Origin of the sequence: Micromonospora globispora (assembly GCF_003857015.1) — a bacterium.
Lineage (GTDB): Bacteria > Actinomycetota > Actinomycetes > Mycobacteriales > Micromonosporaceae > Micromonospora > Micromonospora globispora.
Genome location: NZ_QGGF01000358.1, coordinates 1 through 15,811, shown reverse-complemented (window position 1 = coordinate 15,811; position 15,811 = coordinate 1). Strand labels below are relative to the sequence as shown.

Sequence of the window (15,811 nt, the reverse complement as noted above, 5' to 3'; positions counted from 1 at the left end):
TATGCGATCGTCGGCAGCGTCAGATGTGTATAGGAGACAGGGCCGAGGCCACGACGGGGCCGGGCGTGGTCGGGCGGCGGGTCGCCTCCGGGGCGGCCGACGGTGCCGGCACTCGGGCCGCGCCGGACTCGGGCCGGGGCAGGTCGCGCGCGCCCTGAGCGGGCGTCGGCCGGTGGACCTTGGGGATGAACGCGGTCGGGTCGTCCGCTCGGTCGCGGTGGCGGCCGTCCCCGACCGGGGCGTGCTCGTCGGGTGTCACCGCGGCACCTCGGCGTACCGGAGGGCGGTCGAATCCTCGAACGCCGGCACGTTGACGGTGGAGACGGTCTCGGAGTAGCCGAGCTGGTAGTGATCGACCGCTTCCTTGAACAACCGGACTCCCTCGGAGGTGGCGAGGGCCTGCTGGAGGGCAGCGGGGTCGCCAATCGCTACTATCTTGAACGGCGGGGAGTACACCCGGCCGTGCAGCAGCAGGGTGTTACCGACGCAGCGTACCGCGCTGGTGCTGAGGACGCGGACGTCCATGATCGACATGGCCTCGGCTCCGCCCGCCCAGAGCGCATTCACGACCGCTTGGACGTCACCCTGGTGGACGACCAGGTCGTCGTTGCTGGCACCTTTGGGCAGGGTCTGGTCGGCGCGCCGGGGCGCGTCGTTCAGCTCGATGGTCACCCCGGTACCGGTGAGCGCGGTGAACCCGGCCGCCTGGCGGCTGCCGGCGGCCCGATCCTGTTGTTCCTTGATCGGGGCGTCCGTGTCGGCCAGGGCGGCGGTCTGGCTCTCCACCTCGGCGCGCAGCCGGGCGGCCCGGAGCTCGCTCGCGGCGACCTGTTCGCGCCGGTCCTCGATCAGCTGGGTGAGCTGGGGGCGGCGGTCCTCGCGCAGTGGGGTGCCGCCGGCGGTGGTCGCGCTGGTGGTGAAGAGCAGTCCCGCAGCGGCGGCGATCAACGGCACCCCGATCGACCAGCCCGGTCGTCGCTGCCGTGGCCGTCGCGGCAGCAGGCCGACGACCGCCCGCCGGAGGGCCTTCTGCCAGGAGGCGGCGCCGGACGTGTACTCCACCGAGCGTTCCTTCCCCGTCGTCTCGTGTCGGTCCGCGGCGATGCGACCGGTCTGCCCGACCCGAAAGTCCCGCCCTCTGGGTCGCTCCCTGCACCGGCCTGACCCCATTTCTGGCCGGGCCGGTCCGTCGGGACTACGCTAGCTGTCGAACATTATTGGCCATGGACCGTCGCCCCCGTGCCCGGTTGTCAGGCCGGCCGAGGTCGTCACCCCTGGAGAGCGTCGTGCCCAAGTCTCAGGTTCGCAAGAAGAAGGTGTACACCCCGCCGACGGACGTGCGTCCGACGGCGACGGCTGCGACGCGCAAGCCTAGCCCGATCTGGCTGCCGATCACCGCTGTCACGCTGATCGTCGCCGGCATCGGCTGGCTGGTCGTGTACTACCTCTCCGAGCAGGCGTACCCGGTCATGTCGTGGGGTTACTGGAACCTCGCGGTGGGCTTCGGCGCAATGGTCGCCTCGCTGATCCTGCTCTCCCGCTGGCGCTGATCGGCTCGACTTCCGGCCCGGCCCCGTGCAGGGGGTCGGGCCGTCGCATGTCTCGCCCCGGATCGCCGCCGGTGGGCGGTTCCGGTGGTACGGGCGATGGATGAACGTCACGCCACGACGCCCCTGTCCGGGCGTATCAGTGGCGGTCCACCTAAGGTGTGCGCAGGGCGGCGTGGCCGGATGCGAGATGACTCACGTTACTGCTGGGTAACCATACGCGTAGGCTGCACTGCATGACCGAGCGGAGCGAGGTCATCGGCCGGTCGGGTCGGGGTTGCGGTAGCGGCGGAGCGCCGACCGCGCCGTGAGCCGGTCCCGGTCGCCAGCCGCTCGACAGGCAGCAGACCGGGAGGCCAACTCGATGGGCAGCGTCCAGATCGTCGCCACGATCCTCGCGGCCGCCATCACCGCGGTGGCGGTGGGGCTTGCGGTACGCGCGGTCATGAAGATGGTGGCAGTCATCCGGCTCGGGCAACCGGCGCCGGAGCGGTTCACCGACAAGGGCGCCCGCACCAGGAAGATGCTGGTGGAGACCGCCGGTCACACCCGCATGCTCAAGTGGAGCGTGGTGGGCGCGGCGCACTGGTTCGTGATGGTCGCGTTCATCGTGCTGTCGCTGCTGGTGCTCGAGGCGTACTTCGAGGTGGTCACCCCCGGCGGTGGGCTGCCGATCATCGGGCACTGGACGATCTTCGGCCTGGCCACCGAGCTGATCGGCGTGTTCGGCTTCGTCGGCATCCTGGTGCTGATGGCGATCCGGCTGCGCAACCGGCCGACCCGGCCGGGCGGCCGCTCCCGGTTCACCGGCTCCACCATGTGGCAGGGCTACTTCGTCGAGTGGGTCGTCCTGCTCGTCCTGATCTTCGGCTTCCTGATCCGCGGCTTCAAGGTCGCCACCGACCACTTCGAGTACCCGGTCTGGGCCACCCCGGTCAGCCACGCGATCGGCAACGCGCTTCCGGCCTGGGAGGCCGGGGTCAGCGTGGCCGCCGTCATCAAGATCATTATCTCGATGACCTGGCTCATCGTGATCTCGCTGAACGTCACCATGGGTGTCGCCTGGCACCGCTTCCTGGCGTTCTTCAACATCTTCTTCAAGCGTGAGCCGGCCAAGCCCGCCGGCTCCGGCCTCGGCGCGCTCCGCCCGATGATGAGCGACGGCAAGCCGCTCGACTTCGAGGAGGCCGACCCGGAGAAGGACCAGTTCGGCGTCGCCCAGGTCGAGCAGTTCAGCTGGAAGGGCCTGCTGGACTTCAGCACCTGCACCGAGTGCGGCCGCTGCCAGTCGCAGTGCCCGGCCTGGAACACCGGCAAGCCGCTGTCGCCGAAGCTGCTCGTGCTGAGCCTCCGCGACCACGCGTACGCCAAGGCGCCGTACCTGCTGGCCGGCGGCGGCAAGGACCTGACCGGCGAGGAGAAGGCCACCGAGGCGCAGCTCGCCCACATGGACGTGCTGGCCCTGGCCGAGGCCGACCGGCCGCTGATCGGCACCGCCGAGGAGGGCGGCGTCATCGACCCGGACGTGCTCTGGTCCTGCACCACCTGCGGCGCCTGCGTCGAGCAGTGCCCGGTGGACATCGAGCACGTCGACCACATCGTCGACATGCGTCGCTACCAGGTGTTGATCGAGTCGAGCTTCCCGTCGGAGGCCGGCGTGATGCTGCGCAACCTGGAGAACAAGGGCAACCCGTGGGGCGCCCCGCAGAACACCCGCGAGGACTGGACCAAGGGCCTCGGCTTCGAGGTGCCGCGGGTCGGCGAGGTCGAGGACTTCGAGTACCTGTTCTGGGTCGGCTGCGCCGGCGCGTTCGAGGACCGGGCCAAGAAGACCACCCGGGCGGTCGCCACGCTGCTCAACGAGGCGGGCGTCTCCTTCGCCATCCTCGGCGAGGGCGAGACCTGCACCGGCGACCCGGCCCGCCGGATCGGCAACGAGTTCGTCTTCCAGATGCTCGCCCAGCAGAACGTCGAGACGCTGAACGAGGCGTTCGAGGGCCGGGAGAAGAGCAAGCGCAAGATCGTGGCCACCTGCCCGCACTGCTTCAACACCCTCGGCAACGAGTACGGGCAGCTCGGCGGCGAGTTCGAGGTGGTACACCACACCCAGCTCCTCGCCCACCTGGTTGCCACCGGCAAGCTCACCCCGGTGCAGCCGGTCGACGGCGGGCTCACCTACCACGACCCCTGCTACCTGGGCCGGCACAACCGGGTCTTCACCCCGCCGCGCGAGGTGCTCGGCGCCGCCCTCGGCTCCGCCGAGATCACCGAGATGCCGCGGAACAGCGAGCGCTCCTTCTGCTGCGGCGCCGGTGGCGCCCGGATGTGGATGGAGGAGAAGATCGGCAAGCGGATCAACGTGGACCGGGTCGAGGAGGCCATGTCCACCGGGGCGAAGACCATCGCGGTCGGCTGCCCGTTCTGCTCGACGATGCTCAACGACGGGGTCAACGGCAAGGGCGCCGGCGAGCAGGTCGAGGTCGTCGACGTCGCCAGCGTGCTGCTCCGTTCGGTCAAGCCGGCGGACGCCGCCGGCGAGAAGGAGACGGCCGACGCGGCCGGCTGACGCCCGTACGCACCGAACGCGGCGCCACCCACCCGGGTGGCGCCGCGTTGCGTCTCCGCCGTCGGGCGTGGGCTTGCGGGTGGGCACGGGCGTGGAAGAATCTCGCGCGAGGTGAGGCGATCATCGACGGCCTACTGGTCACCACGCTGTTGCCCCTGGTCGGCTTCATCCTGCTGACCGCGGGGAACGCGTTCTTCGTCGTGGCCGAGTTCGCCCTGGTCACGGTCGACCGGGCGGAGATCGACCGGCGGGCCGCGGAGGGCGACGTCCGGGCCGACACGGTACGACGGGCGCTGCGCGAACTCTCCTTCCAGCTCTCCGGAGCGCAGCTCGGCATCACCATCACCGCGCTGCTCACCGGCTACCTGGCCGAGCCGGCCCTGGCCCGGCTCTTCGCCCCGCTGCTGCGTCCCGTCGGGGGTGCCGACCGGTTCAGCCCGGTGCTCGCGCTGGCCCTGGCCACGCTGATCTCGATGCTCTTCGGGGAGCTGGTGCCGAAGAACCTGGCGCTGGCCCGGCCGATGCCGGCCGCCCTGAGCACCGCAGCTCCGATGCGGAACTTCTCCCGCGCGTTCGGCTGGCTGATCCGGGGGTTGAACAACTCGGCGAACCGACTGGTCCGGCAGCTCGGCGTGGAACCGCAGGAGGAGCTGGCCAGCGCCCGATCGCCCGAGGAGCTGGGCCTGCTCGCCGCGATCTCGGCCCGGGCCGGCGCGCTGCCCCCGGACACCGCGATGCTGCTGCGCCGGACCATCCGGTTCGGCGACAAGCGGGCGGCCGAGGCGATGACGCCCCGGGTGGACGTGATCGCGCTGCGGGCCACCGCCACGGTGGCCGAACTGCTGGACCTCTCCCGGGAGACCGGCCGGACCCGGTTCCCGGTCTACGAGGAGACGCTGGATCTGGTCACCGGGGTCGCCGGGGTGCCGGACGCGCTCGGCGTACCGCTGGCGAGGCGCGCGACGACGACGGTCGCCGCGGTCGCCCGCGAGCCGGTGTACGTCCCGGAGAGCCTCGACCTGGACGGGGTCCTCGCCGCGCTGAAGGCGGCCGGTGCCGACCTGGCCATCGTGGTCGACGAGTACGGCGGCACGGACGGCGTGGTGACCGTGGAGGACCTGGTCGAGGAGCTGGTGGGGGAGATCGCCGACGAGTTCGACCCGGACGCGGTCGCCGACCTCGGCCCGGTCGAGCTGACCGTGCCGGGCGGGGAGCGGACCCTCCTGGTCGACGGGGTGCTCCGCGAGGACGAGCTGGCCGAGCAGACCGGCTTCCGGCTGCCCGAGGGGCCGTACGAGACCCTCGCCGGCTTCCTGATGGCCCGGCTCGGGCACATTCCGGTGCCCGGGGAGACGGTCGAGGAGGGCGGGTACGAGTTCACCGTCGTCGAGATCGACCGGCACCGGATCGAGCAGGTCCGGGTGGTCCGCCCCGAGGAGCCCGACGACGATGACTGAGCTGCTGGTCGCCGTCCTGCTGCTGCTCGGCAACGGCTTCTTCGTGGGCAGCGAGTTCGCGCTGATCGCCTCCCGCCGTACGGTGATCGAACCGCTCGCCGCCACCTCCAAGCGGGCCCGCTGGACGCTGTCGGCGATGAACCAGATTCCGCTGATGATCGCCGGGGCGCAGCTCGGCATCACGATCTGCTCCCTCGGGTTGGGCGCGATCGCCGAGCCGGCGCTGGCCCACCTGTTGGAGGTGCCGTTCGACGCGGTCGGGCTGCCGGCCCGGGCCGTGCACCCGGTGGCCTTCCTGATCGCCCTCGGCGTGGTGGTCTTCCTGCACACCGTGGTCGGCGAGATGGTGCCGAAGAACATCACCCTGGCCGGGCCGGAGCCGTCGGCGCTCTGGCTGGGCCCGGCGATGCTGGCGTTCTGCGTGGGCACCAAGCCGCTGCTGCTGGCGATGAAGTGGTCGGCCCGGCAGGTGCTGCGGTTGTGGCGGGTCGAGGCGACGGACGCGGTGAAGACGGTGTTCACGGCGGAGGAGTTGGCCGGGCTGGTCTCCCAGGCGCGTACCGAGGGGCTGCTCGACGCGGAGGAGCACGCGCGGATCACCGGCGCGCTGGCCCTGCACAGCCGGACGGCGGCGGATGCCCTGCAACCGTGGTCGACGGTGACCACGGTGGCTGAGGACGTCTCGCCCGCGTCGCTGGAGGTGCTGGCCACCCGGACCGGCCGGTCCCGCTTCCCGGTGGTGCAGCGTTCCACCCGACGGGTGCTCGGATTCGTGCACGTCAAGGACGTACTCGGGTACGCCGGCGCGAGCCGCCGGGCCCCGGTGCCCAGCGAGATCTACCGGCCGCTGGCGGTGGTCCCGCCGGACCGTACGCTGGCCGACCTGTTGCTGTCGATGCGGCGCGAGCGGCGGCACATGGTCCTGGTGAGCGACGGCCGCCGACCCCTCGGCGTGGTGACGCTCGACGATGTGTTGACCGCCATCGTTGGCACCTGAGTGAACACCCTTGGTGTGCAAGCGATTGCGGAGCAGTGATTGTCCGAAAGGCCGCCTTGATTACACCCCGGCCCTTCCCTAATGTGGGGCACCGACCGCTGTGGGTCGTCTGCCTCGATCTTCCCCTGCCCGAGGCGCCCGGCGGTCGGTTGCAAAGGAGTCGGTGCCGGTGGCAACCATGCCCCCTCATCGTCACGCCCCGCGCCAGCCGTCCGTCCGACCGGTCGGCGTGCGCCGGGTTGTCCACCGTCTGATCACCCTGGTCGCGGCCGTCGCGGTCGGCGCGGGGATGCTGGCCGCTCCGGCCCACGCGGCGCCCTCGGTGGACGAGATCGACGCGATGATCGACAAGCAGTGGGAGAAGCTCGAGCCCACGATCGAGGACTACAACAAGATCAACGCCCAGCTCAAGGTCAACATGAAGAAGTCGGCCGAGCTGGAGAAGAAGATGGCTCCGCTGGAGCTGGAGTCGTCGCTCGCGATGAACCGGGTCGGCGACATCGCCGCCCACTACTACATCGAGGGCCCGTCCCACGACCTCGGGGCCCTGCTGGTCAGCACCAAGCCGGGGACGCTCGCCGAGCAGCTCGTCATGCTCGATCGGCTGGCCGCGGATCAGCACAAGCAGATCGCCGGCGTGCTCGCCATCCGGGACAAGTACCTGCGGCAGAAGCGGAAGCTGGACGCGCTGATCGCTGCCGAAAAAGAGCAGCGGGCCGAGCTGGCGGCGAAGAAGAAGGCGATCAACGCCGAGATCAAGCGGCTGACCGCGATGCTGCCGGTGACCTCGGTGCGGGTCGAGGGCTGCCCCAACATCGACGGCGTGGTCAGCAGCGCCGCCCGCATCGCCATCAAGACCGCCTGCGCGCAGGTCGGCAAGTGGTACGAATGGGGCGCCACCGGCCCGAACACGTTCGACTGCTCCGGCCTCACCCAGTACGCCTACAAGGCGGCGGGCATCTACCTGACCCACTTCACCGGTGCCCAGTGGAACGAGGGACGGCCCGTGTCCCGGGCCGACGCCCGCCCGGGTGACCTGGTCTTCTTCTACAGCGACCTGCATCACATGGGTCTCTACCTCGGCAACGGGCTTATGGTCCACGCGCCCAGGACGGGTAAGCAGATCCAGGTCACGAAGATCAGCTACATGCCGGTCGCCGGCTTCCGCCGGGTCACCTGACCCACCTCTGCGACGACGCCGAAGGCCCCCAGTCCAGCGACCGGGGGCCTTCGTCGTGTGCGGTTGTGGTTACTGGGCTGCGCCTTCCGCGGCCGGCAGGATCTGCACGTCGTCGAGGTTGGCGTACATCACCCGGTGGCCGAACTGGATCTGCACGTACTTGTTCTCACCGCGGACCACCGTCCAGTCACCCGGCGCAGAGCCGTCGAAGGTGACCGCCCGGTAGTACTCGCCCGGCAGGACGCCGCCGAGCGCGTACCGCTGGCCCGCGGCGAACGTGTACTGGAGCGGCGAAATCGTCTGGTAGGGGATGTACGACGGGTAGGCCGCCCGCTCCGGGTAGGCCCGGCCGTACACCGGAATGGTGGCCTTGCCCGGCTTGGGCGTCACCACGAAGCCCTCGGCCCACTTGGCCGTCGGCGCCGAGGCCGGGTTGTAGAACCAGGCCTTCTGGCCGAGGTACCAGATCGCGGTCCAGTCGCCCTGAATGCCCGCGAGGGCGTACGTCTGACCGGCCGAGGCGCGGGCGCCGTGGTCGGAGATGTACATGGTGTCCGGCGAGCCGTCGGGGCGCAGCCCCTTGTCGTTGACCAGCGGAGCCGTCTCGCTCGGTGCGGTGTGCAGGATGACCGAGGACGAGGGGCGCAGCGGGCACGGCTGGGCCGGCGGTGTCGGCGTCGGTACCCCCGGCGGCTGCTGGTTGCAGCCGTAGAAGGCCGGCTGGTTGGTGGCGTAGGTCGGGTCGATGGTGACCAGGCCGCTCTGCGGCGTCCCGGTCGACTGGAACGGCGCCTGCATCAGCTCGAAGTAGTGCGACCAGTCCCAGTACGGACCCGGGTCCCAGTGCATCCCGCGCACCGTCGAGGCCACCGTCCCCGACACGTTGTCGTGCCCGAGGATGTGCTGCCGGTCCAGCGGGATCTGGAACCGCAACGCCAGGTGCCGGACCAGCTTCGCCGAGGTGCGGTACATCGCCTCGGTGTACCAGGTGCCGTGGCCGGCGAAGCCCTCGTGCTCGATGCCGATGGACTTGGCGTTGACGTACCAGTTCCCGGCGTGCCAGCCGACGTCCTTGGCCTTGATGTGCTGGGCCACGTACCCGTCCACCGAGCGCAGCGTGTAGTGCCAGCCGAGGTAGGTCTTGGTCTGCACGAGCTTCACGCTGGGGCCGAAGTACCCCTCGGTGTCGTGGATGACGATGTACTCGATCTTCTGCTGTGCGGGCCGGGCGCCCAGGTCGTGGTTGCCGTAGTCGCCAGGGTTCGGACCGTACTTCTCGTACGGCGCGGGGATCCACTCGCAGGCGACGCGGACCGGGCACTCGAGGCCGTCCGGCCGTTCGGCGCGGCGCAGCCCGAGCCGGTGCAGCCCGGACTCGTCCGGCGTCACGGCCGAGGCGGCGAGGGTCACCCGCTGGCCGTCGTCGGTGGTCCGGCCGGCGCCGATCCTGATCTGGTCGTACACCTCGTCGGCGAAGGCCGCCGCGGCGTCCTCGGTGTCCGCGCCGGAGTACCGGGCCACCGCCCCGTACCAAGCCGCCGGGTCGCTGTCGGCGCCCGTCGGGGCACCCAGCTCCTTCTGGTACGACGTGAGCAGCGCCGCCCCGCCGCGGATGTTCGCGGCCGCGTCGGTGCGCAGCGCCTCCGCGGAGAGGCCGGTGAGCGCGGCGGCGGCGTCGAGGGTCTGCAGGGATGCCTGCGGCAGGACGTCACCGGCCGGGGCGGCCGCTGCCGCCGCGTCGACGACCAGGGGCCGGGAGTCGTCGCCGCGCGGATCCTCGTCCTCGTCGACGTGCGAGCTCGACGGACCCGAGAGCACCTGGTCGGCGTCGGTCAGGTGCATGGGGCCGTAGCCGCCGCTGGTGCTCGGCTGGCCGGGGTGGGTGTCCCAGCGCGACTCCAGATAGGACACGCCGAGCAGGATGCTCTGCGGCACGCCCTGCTCGGCCGCCGCGGCGGCGTACTGCTGCTGGCGGTCGGTGGGCTCGGCGGCGCCGGCGGAGAGGGGCTCGGCGGCCACGGGTCCGGTGGTGAGAAGGGCGGTGGCCGCCGCCGCTGCGGCAGCGAGCAGGATCCGTCTGCGCGGCGGCACAGGTGAGAGGTGCATCGAACCTCCAGATCGGGTGGGGGTCACTGCGTAGCTCACCCTCGCCCCGCGCATGGCCGCTGGTCAATACCTTTCTCGCTGATGATGTTGCATGAAAAAAACCTTCAGTACGGCATCGTTCTCGCGATTTGTGTACGGAGTGTCACGGCGTTGATGGTTGCGGATCTATAACGCACGTCTCTACTCTGGTCAATCGTCGACCGGTAGCAGCACTGCCCAGCCCGGGCGGTGACGGTCCGACACCGCCGAGTCGCCTCCGGGCGAGCCGGGGACCCAGGTACCTGGGGTGAATCCGCAGCAGTGCGGTAGGGCGGCTCCCTTCTCGCCCGAACCCGTCAGCTAACCCGGTAGGCGGTCAGTGAAGAAGGAGTATCGAGCCCGGTGGCACACCATGCCCCGCGGCCACCGTCGGTCCGGTCGGTCGACCGGATGACGGCTGCGCCGCGTTCCCGCTGGTCCCGCTTCACCACCGCCTTCGCCGCCCTGGCCGGCACCGCCGTCATCCTGACCGGCGGCGCCACGGCGGCGCACGCCGAACCGTCCGTTACCGAGATCGAGCGCCAGATCGACCAGGACTGGAACAAGCTCGAACCGATCATCGAGCAGCACAACGCGACCCGCGAGGACCTTGCCGTCAAGCGCAAGCAGGCCGCGGCGCTCGCCAAGCAGATCGCACCCCTGCAGCGCCAGGTCGACCTGGCCATGGGGCAGGTCGGTGGACTCGCCGCCGAGGCGTACAAGGGCGAGCAAGTCTCGACCGTGAACGCGCTGCTGGGCAGCCGGACACCCGGTGACGTGGTGACCGGACTGGAAATGCTCGACCGGTTCGCGCGCCGCCAGCAGGAGCAGGTGCAGACCGTGGCGGCGCTGCGCGACCAGCTCGCCGCCAAGAAGCAGCCGCTCGACGAGATGGTCGCCCAGCTGGCCCGCACCGAGGCCCAGCTGGCGGCCAAGAAGAAGCAGATCAACGCCGAGATCGCCCGGCTGGAGAAGCTCCGGCTCAAGGTGTACGGCAACGGCGGCGGCGGCCCGCTACGCCCCGCTCCCTGCCCGTCCGAGTACATCTCCGGCCCCGGGGGAATCGCCGCCAAGTTCGCCTGCGCGCAGATCGGCAAGATCTACGTCTGGGGCGCGGCCGGCCCGGACCACTACGACTGCTCCGGCCTCACGATGGCCGCCTGGGAGAAGGCCGGGGTCTCCCTGCCGCACAACGCCCGGATGCAGCACGACGTGACCGCCCGGGTGAGCCGGAGCGAGCTTCGCCCCGGAGACCTGGTCTTCTACTACAGCGACCTGCATCACGTGGCGTTGTACGTCGGCAACGGCTGGGTCGTGCACGCCTCCCAGTCCGGCAAACCGATCACGATGAAGCGCGTCGACGACGGCCAGATCAACAGCTACGGCCGGCCGAGCTGACCCGGCACGGCGGGCCCTCGCGAGGGGGCCCGCCGGTCAGCGGGTCGGCCAGGTGCGCCAGTTCTGCCAGGAGCGGCTCGGCGTCGGCCCGCGCTGCCCCTGGTAACGCGACCCGTAGACCTCCGAGCCGTACGGGTGCTCGGCCGGCGAGGAGAGCCGGAAGATGCAGAGCTGGCCGATCTTCATGCCCGGCCAGAGGGTGATCGGCAGGTTCGCCACGTTGGACAGTTCCAGCGTGACGTGGCCCGAGAAACCCGGGTCGATGAAGCCGGCGGTGGAGTGGGTGAGCAGGCCCAGCCGGCCCAGACTGGACTTGCCCTCCAGCCGGCCGGCGAGCTGGTCACCCAGCGAGATCACCTCGAGCGTCGAGGCGAGCACGAACTCGCCCGGGTGCAGCACGAACGGCTCGCCCTCGGGCACCTCGACCATCGACGTCAGGTCGTCCTGCTGCACTGACGGGTCGATGTGCGTGTAGAGGTGGTTGTTGAAGACCCGGAAGAGCTTGTCCAGGCGTACGTCGATGCTGGACGGTTGCACCAGCGTGGGCTCGAACGGCTCCAGTGCCAGCGTGCCCGCCTTGATCTCGGAGACCAGGTCACGGTCGGAGAGCAGCATCGGAACACCATAGCGACCGGTACGGGTGAACTGCGTGTCGGACTACATCTTCGTACATGTGTTCGATAGAATGTCGGCATGGCTTCCTGGTCCCAATTCGCCGCCGACGAGCCCCGACTCGCCGACGAGATCCGCCGTCTCATGCAGCAGTACGGGCCGGGTTTCGGCTATCTCGCCACTGTCCGTGCCGACGGCGGCCCCCGGGTGCACCCGGTCTCCCCGGTCATCACCGACGAGGGCCTCTTCTGCTTCGTCATCGACTCGCCCAAGCGCCGCGACCTCGAACGCGACGGCCGCTACGCGCTGCACTCGTTCCCGCCGGAGGAGAGCGACGACGAGGCGTACGTCGCCGGTCACGCCCGCCCGGTCACCGACCGGGCGCGGGTGGCGCGGGTGGCCGAGATCGGCCGGGCGGCCCCGCAGGTCGACTGGCGGCTCTTCGAGTTCACGGTCGATGTGGCGATGCTGACCCGGCGCGAACACGCGGCCCTTCCCGCCGAGGCTCCCGGCCGGCCCGCGGTGCAGGTCTGGCTCGATCCGGGGGCGAGCGGTGCGATCCGCCGGGGAGCCGGCGGTCCCGAGGGTCGGCGTGGCCGACACGGCTTCGACACCCGCCGCCCGGCCGCCTGAAGTACGGAGAGAAAACGCCGGCGCCGGCCCCGTCCGAGGACAGGGCCGGCACCGATCCGTTGCTGCTGAGGTGTTACGCGGCGCGGTAGGCGTTCCACGCGGTCAGCATCCGGCTCGCCTGCCCAGAGGTGAACTGGTGCATGCACGAGTCGTAGGTGTAGTCCATGAAGTTGGTGATCGGGTCCAGGCCGGCCGCGGTGCAGGTGTCCCGTCCGGTCGGGCACTGGTACGCCGCCGAGCCCTCTGCCGGGGTGTCGTCGACGCTGTCGCCGGAGCCGGTGCAGCCGCCCTGGAAGGTGTGGTAGAGGTTCAGCCAGTGGCCGATCTCGTGGGTGCCGGTGTCGCCCTCGTTGTAGTTGGTCGCGGTGCCACCCGGCAGCGACTCGTTCAGCGCGACCACGCCGTCCATGGCGTCGAGCTTGCGCTTCGGGAAGGTCGCCCAGCCGAGCAGGTTGTCGCTCAGCTCGCCCAGGTAGATGTTGAGGGTGTTCTTGCCGCCCTCGCGCAGCGAGGTCTTCATCTGCCGCTCGGCCGAGGAGCCCTGCACGATCGGGTACCAGGCGGGGTTGGTGACGTGGTGCACCTTCTGCAGCTGGAAGCTGAACGCGGTGGCCGCACCGCCGGTGGCGCCACTGTATGCCTGGTTCAGCACGGTGATCTGAGAGGTGACCATCGAGTCGGGGATGTTGCCGCCGGCCCGGGTGGCGTCGCGCTGGATGACGTGCACGACCACCGGGACGGTCACGGTCGCCAGCGGCGTGGCTCCCGCACCGGCCCGGAAGTTCGCCCGCTCGCGCAGCGCGGCGGCGAGGTCGGCCTCGCGCTCACGGACCTGCGCGGCGGTCAGCTGGTTCGGGTCGAGCTTGGCCGTACCGCCCTTCTTCACCCGGGCGTCGGAGTGGACGTCGGTCGGCTCGGCGCAGGACGCGCCGGGAGCGGCCGAGAAGGCGGAAGCAGCAGGAACGACGCCCACCGAGGCGGTGCTGAGCAGCAGCGCGAGGGTCGTCGACGCGACACCGGCGGCACGCCGGGTCAGCAGGTTGGGACGAAGTCCCATGGGCCCACCTCTTTCTGGCGGCGGACATCGGGGTATGTCACGCCGTGTCGGAGAACGTGGGGGAGACGTTACAGTCCATCGATGGATCTGAGAACGGGAATATGTTGCCGCAGTGAAACTTCCTGCTGCTCGGGTGGGCGCCGACGATTGCAAGATCGCTTCGGGTTGGTTGCGCCCCAGGCGAGGGTGGGTCTGTGACGCTGGGACGTCGGCCACTGGGGCGCGCCGGGGGTACCTGGGTGCAGCAACGTGGTGACCTCAGGTACAGTGGTGCCGCCTGCGGGTGTAGTTCAATGGCAGAACATCAGCTTCCCAAGCTGACAGTGCGGGTTCGATTCCCGTCACCCGCTCCACGATCGAGGCCCTGGTGAGGACGCGAGTCCGAGTCAGGGCCTTCGATGTTCCAAGGCCAACGATCATGCTGCGTGCCATTGGCATGCCATTAGCCCCGGTCGTCCCGGGCCGCCTGCTGCTTCTTGCCCTTGCTGTCGCCCGACTTCCTGCCGGGCCGGTCCTTGGTCTTGCCGGCGCCGTCGGCCGACCTTTTGGACTTCTTTCGGTCCGCGCGCACTGCCTCGTGCAGCGCCTGGGCGATGGCCCGATCAGCCTCGGCCGTGGCGTGCTGGTAGATCAACGCCGCCTGGAATGAGTCGTGGCCCATCCGAGCCATCAGGTCGCGGGTGCTCGCCCCGGTGCGGGCGGCGAGCGTGTTCCCGGTGTGCCGTAGGTCGTGGAAGTGCAGCTGCGGTTGCCCGATCCGCGCGACGGCGGCCTTCCAGTCGATCAGCTTGTTGAGGTTGCCCCGCCAGATCGGCCGACCGCTCTCGGTGGTGAACACCAACGCGTCCGGGTTGTCGTCGACCTCGGCCGCAAGGTGTTCGCGGACGACCGCGACCACGGCCGGCGGCAGGCTGACAGTGCGCCGGCTGGCCCGGGACTTCGGTGGACCGAGGACCAGGCGAGGTCGTCGGTGAAGGCACCAGCAGCGTTGTCGAGCTGCGAGACCCGACCGCACGCCGAGGTCATGGCCCTGCGCCACGCCGGCAGAAACCTAGGGCGGCACCTGTTCGAAGACGGAATCATGTACGCCAGCAGCGAGCCATGCCCCATGTGCCTCATGGCCTGCTACTGGGCACGCATCCCCCGCCTGATCTTCGGAGCCAGCAGCCACGACGTAGCCACCTACGGCTTCGAAGACCTCCAGTTCTACCGCGAGGTCGCCCAACCGGCCGAGCGCCAGTCACTGCGTGAAGAGGTTGCCGAAGGACCCCTCCGGGACCAGGCCGTCGACGTACTACGTAAGTGGGCCGACATGCTGCCCTCACCGGTCGTGCCCAAGTTCTGACAAGGTCCACTGTCCTCCGTCTGATGCACGACACATGTCCGCCAACTGATCTGCGACACCTCCGCGCGCTGATCGCGGATCCAGATCCGGACGCTCGATGAGGACCCCACGATCACGGAGTGACGCATTCTCTGCCGGTGGGTCGTCACGCAGTCTCTGACTCGCCGTGCCAAGATCGCCTCGTGCGCAACGAGCAACGCCTACGAACACGGACGCCCGAGTCCCGAGCCTTCGCGGAGCGCGTACAGCTCGTCATGAACCTGACCTCGCGCCTCAACGTGCTGCCGTTCGACGACCTCGACGCGCGCAGGACGGTGCTCACCGAGATCTTCGGTGGACCCATCCCTGACTCGCTGTCCATCCTGCCCCCGTTCTATTGCGACTACGGGCTTGGAGCATCGTTCGGAGAGCGCGTGTTCATCAATCAGGGATGCTTCTTCCTCGACTACGGGGGCATCACCATCGGTGACCGCGTCCTGATCGGTCCCCGAGTGACCCTGAGCACGGCCGGACACCCCGTCGAGCTCGACGAACGGTACGAATTCTTCACGCACGCGCCCATCGTGATCGAGGATGATGTGTGGATCGGCGCCGCAGCCACGGTCATCCCTGGAGTGACAATCGGTCGGGGCTCGGTCGTCGGCGCGGGCGCCGTTGTCGCGAAGGACGTGCCGCCGCTGAGTGTGGTGACAGCAACAAGCGTTGTCGAGCGCAAGCGTCTGAAGCCAGCGTCTACTGCACTGAAACCTGCGGATCACCCACGCACATCGGCTACTTAGAGACTTCCTGCAGGATCGATGTCCGGCCAGACTCGGTCCAGGTGCTCGGCGAGACGCTCCCACATTGCGGCTGCCCACCGGTGTCATTGGTGTGGCTCTCTCATGGCCTGCGGTCT

The 15,811-nt window shown here is 69.8% G+C and carries 15 protein-coding genes, 1 tRNA gene and 1 riboswitch; of the genes, 10 read left to right on the top strand and 6 right to left on the bottom strand.

Annotated features, from left to right (window positions below):
* Window positions 1–19 precede the first annotated feature (19 nt).
* Entirely contained in the window at window positions 20–259 is a 240-nt protein-coding gene (locus DKL51_RS37675; RefSeq protein WP_124812275.1) for a hypothetical protein, read from the bottom strand.
* Window positions 256–1,062 carry a DUF881 domain-containing protein gene (locus DKL51_RS17690; protein WP_109946708.1) on the bottom strand — a complete coding sequence of 269 codons (807 nt, stop codon included), beginning with the start codon at window positions 1,060–1,062 and terminating at the stop codon, window positions 256–258. The genes DKL51_RS37675 and DKL51_RS17690 overlap by 4 nt, the downstream gene beginning before the upstream one ends.
* 224 nt (window positions 1,063–1,286) lie before the next feature.
* On the opposite strand from DKL51_RS17690, the gene DKL51_RS17685 reads away from it, so the two are divergent.
* The 5 genes from DKL51_RS17685 to DKL51_RS17665 all read left to right on the top strand — a co-directional run bounded on the left by DKL51_RS17685 (window position 1,287) and on the right by DKL51_RS17665 (window position 7,747).
* Entirely contained in the window at window positions 1,287–1,550 is a 264-nt protein-coding gene (locus DKL51_RS17685) for a cell division protein CrgA (protein WP_124812274.1), read from the top strand.
* Window positions 1,551–1,911: 361 nt separating this feature from the next.
* On the top strand, window positions 1,912–4,113 hold the full coding sequence (locus DKL51_RS17680; protein WP_109946709.1) for a (Fe-S)-binding protein: 2,202 nt from the start codon (window positions 1,912–1,914) through the stop codon (window positions 4,111–4,113).
* A gap of 149 nt (window positions 4,114–4,262) precedes the next feature.
* On the top strand, window positions 4,263–5,570 hold the full coding sequence (locus DKL51_RS17675) for a hemolysin family protein (RefSeq protein WP_109964918.1): 1,308 nt from the start codon (window positions 4,263–4,265) through the stop codon (window positions 5,568–5,570).
* Window positions 5,563–6,567, top strand: a complete 1,005-nt coding sequence (locus tag DKL51_RS17670) for a hemolysin family protein (RefSeq protein WP_124812273.1) — start codon at window positions 5,563–5,565, stop codon at window positions 6,565–6,567. The genes DKL51_RS17675 and DKL51_RS17670 overlap by 8 nt, the downstream gene beginning before the upstream one ends.
* 163 nt (window positions 6,568–6,730) lie before the next feature.
* On the top strand, window positions 6,731–7,747 hold the full coding sequence (locus DKL51_RS17665) for a C40 family peptidase (RefSeq protein ID WP_260428571.1): 1,017 nt from the start codon (window positions 6,731–6,733) through the stop codon (window positions 7,745–7,747).
* 69 nt (window positions 7,748–7,816) lie between these two features.
* Here DKL51_RS17665 and DKL51_RS17660 read toward each other — a convergent pair whose 3' ends face one another.
* Window positions 7,817–9,853, bottom strand: a complete 2,037-nt coding sequence (locus tag DKL51_RS17660; protein WP_109964917.1) for an N-acetylmuramoyl-L-alanine amidase — start codon at window positions 9,851–9,853, stop codon at window positions 7,817–7,819.
* 233 nt (window positions 9,854–10,086) lie between these two features.
* Window positions 10,087–10,222, top strand: a riboswitch (cyclic di-AMP (ydaO/yuaA leader).
* 60 nt (window positions 10,223–10,282) lie between these two features.
* On the opposite strand from DKL51_RS17660, the gene DKL51_RS17655 reads away from it, so the two are divergent.
* Window positions 10,283–11,269: a C40 family peptidase gene (locus DKL51_RS17655; RefSeq protein WP_243420630.1), complete on the top strand. Its 987-nt coding sequence runs from the start codon at window positions 10,283–10,285 to the stop codon at window positions 11,267–11,269.
* 36 nt (window positions 11,270–11,305) lie between these two features.
* On the opposite strand, the gene dcd is transcribed toward DKL51_RS17655, so the two are convergent.
* Complete coding sequence (gene dcd, locus DKL51_RS17650; protein ID WP_109964916.1) at window positions 11,306–11,884, bottom strand: dCTP deaminase; 579 nt, start codon at window positions 11,882–11,884, stop codon at window positions 11,306–11,308.
* Window positions 11,885–11,962: 78 nt separating this feature from the next.
* Here dcd and DKL51_RS17645 point away from each other — a divergent pair, with 78 nt between their 5' ends.
* Complete coding sequence (locus tag DKL51_RS17645; RefSeq protein WP_109946719.1) at window positions 11,963–12,514, top strand: pyridoxamine 5'-phosphate oxidase family protein; 552 nt, start codon at window positions 11,963–11,965, stop codon at window positions 12,512–12,514.
* 73 nt (window positions 12,515–12,587) lie between these two features.
* On the opposite strand, the gene DKL51_RS17640 is transcribed toward DKL51_RS17645, so the two are convergent.
* On the bottom strand, window positions 12,588–13,571 hold the full coding sequence (locus DKL51_RS17640; protein WP_124812271.1) for a zinc metalloprotease: 984 nt from the start codon (window positions 13,569–13,571) through the stop codon (window positions 12,588–12,590).
* 279 nt (window positions 13,572–13,850) lie between these two features.
* Here DKL51_RS17640 and DKL51_RS17635 point away from each other — a divergent pair.
* A tRNA-Gly gene (locus DKL51_RS17635) sits at window positions 13,851–13,924 on the top strand.
* A gap of 89 nt (window positions 13,925–14,013) precedes the next feature.
* Here DKL51_RS17635 and DKL51_RS17630 read toward each other — a convergent pair.
* Window positions 14,014–14,586 (bottom strand): tyrosine-type recombinase/integrase, encoded by a 573-nt coding sequence (locus tag DKL51_RS17630; RefSeq protein ID WP_185734833.1) that lies wholly within the window; start codon window positions 14,584–14,586, stop codon window positions 14,014–14,016.
* Between DKL51_RS17630 and DKL51_RS17625 the strand changes: the two genes are divergently transcribed.
* Both DKL51_RS17625 and DKL51_RS17620 read left to right on the top strand, forming a co-directional pair.
* Window positions 14,542–14,916 carry a nucleoside deaminase gene (locus DKL51_RS17625; protein ID WP_260428570.1) on the top strand — a complete coding sequence of 125 codons (375 nt, stop codon included), beginning with the start codon at window positions 14,542–14,544 and terminating at the stop codon, window positions 14,914–14,916. The two genes, DKL51_RS17630 and DKL51_RS17625, sit on opposite strands and share 45 nt — an antisense overlap.
* A 182-nt stretch (window positions 14,917–15,098) precedes the next feature.
* Complete coding sequence (locus DKL51_RS17620; RefSeq protein ID WP_185734832.1) at window positions 15,099–15,695, top strand: sugar O-acetyltransferase; 597 nt, start codon at window positions 15,099–15,101, stop codon at window positions 15,693–15,695.
* Window positions 15,696–15,811 lie beyond the last annotated feature (116 nt).